2 protein-coding genes are annotated in these 1,743 nt (G+C 68.0%); both read left to right on the plus strand.

Annotated elements, in window-relative coordinates:
* Positions 1-1,061 (plus strand): dihydroxy-acid dehydratase (locus J7E68_RS11600; RefSeq protein WP_215172743.1); only part of this gene is annotated, 1,061 nt, incomplete at its 5' end.
* Between the two features lie 60 nt (positions 1,062-1,121).
* Positions 1,122-1,743 (plus strand): thiamine pyrophosphate-binding protein (locus J7E68_RS11605; RefSeq protein ID WP_251048917.1); only part of this gene is annotated, 622 nt, incomplete at its 3' end.

Genomic DNA, 1,743 nt, shown 5'->3' on the forward strand with positions numbered 1-1,743 from the left:
TGGCGTCGGTCGCCGAAGCCCTCGGTCTGAGCCTTCCGGGTTCCGCGGCTCCGCCTGCGGCCGATCGTCGTCGCGACTACTTCGCGCACCGCTCGGGCGAGGCCGTGGTCAACCTGCTGCGCCAGGGCATCACGACCCGCGACATCCTCACCAAGGAGGCGTTCGAGAATGCGATCGCCCTCGCGATGGCGCTCGGCGGTTCGACGAACGTGGTGCTGCACCTGCTCGCCATCGCCCGCGAGGCGGAGGTCGAGCTGAGCCTGCACGACTTCAACCGCATCGGAGACAAGGTTCCGCATGTCGCCGACATGAAGCCGTTCGGCAAGTACGTCATGAACGACGTCGACCGCCACGGCGGCATCCCGGTGATCATGAAGGCCATGCTCGACGAGGGCCTGCTGCACGGAGACGCGCTCACCGTGACAGGCAAGACGCTCGCCGAGAACCTCGCAGAGCTCGACCCGCAGCCGATCGACGGCGAGGTCATCCACACGTTCGACAACCCGATCCACGCGACCGGCGGCCTGACGATCCTGCACGGATCGCTCGCCCCCGAAGGTGCGGTCGTCAAGACCGCGGGCTTCGACGCCGCCGTGTTCGAGGGCTCTGCTCGCGTGTTCGAGCGCGAGCGCGCGGCCATGGACGCCGTGGCCAACGGCGAGATCGAGGCGGGCACCGTCATCGTCATCCGCTACGAGGGGCCGAAGGGCGGACCCGGTATGCGCGAGATGCTCGCGATCACCGCGGCCATCAAGGGCGCGGGGCTCGGAAAAGATGTACTACTCTTGACTGACGGACGATTCTCAGGCGGCACAACCGGCCTGTGCATCGGCCACATAGCACCCGAAGCGGTGGACGCAGGTCCCATCGCCTTCGTGCGCGATGGTGATCTGATACGGGTCGATATCGCAGCTCGCTCTCTCGACCTACTCGTCGACGAGGCGGAGCTCGCCTCCCGCCGCTCTGGCTGGGAGCCGCTACCCCCGCGCTATACCCGTGGCGTTCTTGCCAAGTACTCGCGTCTCGTGCGGTCCGCCGCCGAGGGCGCGACGACCGGCTGATCCACGTCGGCTCCGGCTTCCCGCCTCCGACGTCGCCAACAGACCATCAGAAGGAGTGTCATGACTGCTGACACCGTCTCGGCTGTGCCGAGGCCGCCCGCACCCAAGTCCGCCGCACCGGAGATCTCCGGCGCCGAGGCCGTGGTCCGCACGCTCGAGCTCCTCGGCGTCAAGGACGTCTTCGGCCTTCCCGGCGGCGCGATCCTGCCCGTCTACGACCCGCTCATGGATGCTGCCGAGCTCCGACACATCCTGGTGCGTCACGAGCAGGGAGCAGGCCACGCCGCCGAGGGCTATGCGTCGTCGTCCGGCAAGGTCGGCGTCTGCATCGCGACGTCCGGTCCCGGTGCCACGAACCTCGTGACCGCGATCGCTGACGCCTACATGGACTCGGTGCCTCTGCTCGCGATCACCGGTCAGGTGTTCTCGACCCTGATGGGCACGGACGCGTTCCAGGAGGCCGACATCGTCGGCATCACGATGCCGGTGACGAAGCACTCGTTCCTGGTGAAGGATGCGTCCGAGATCCCCGGTGCCATCGCGGCGGCGTACGAGATCGCGTCGACGGGCCGGCCCGGCCCGGTACTCGTCGACAACACGAAGGACGCCCAGCAGGCCATGGCGCCTTTCGTCTGGCCTCCCAAGTACGACCTGCCGGGGTACCGCCCGGTGACCAAGGCCC

The sequence above is a fragment of the Microbacterium sp. ISL-103 genome, assembly GCF_018613995.1.
GTDB lineage: Bacteria > Actinomycetota > Actinomycetes > Actinomycetales > Microbacteriaceae > Microbacterium.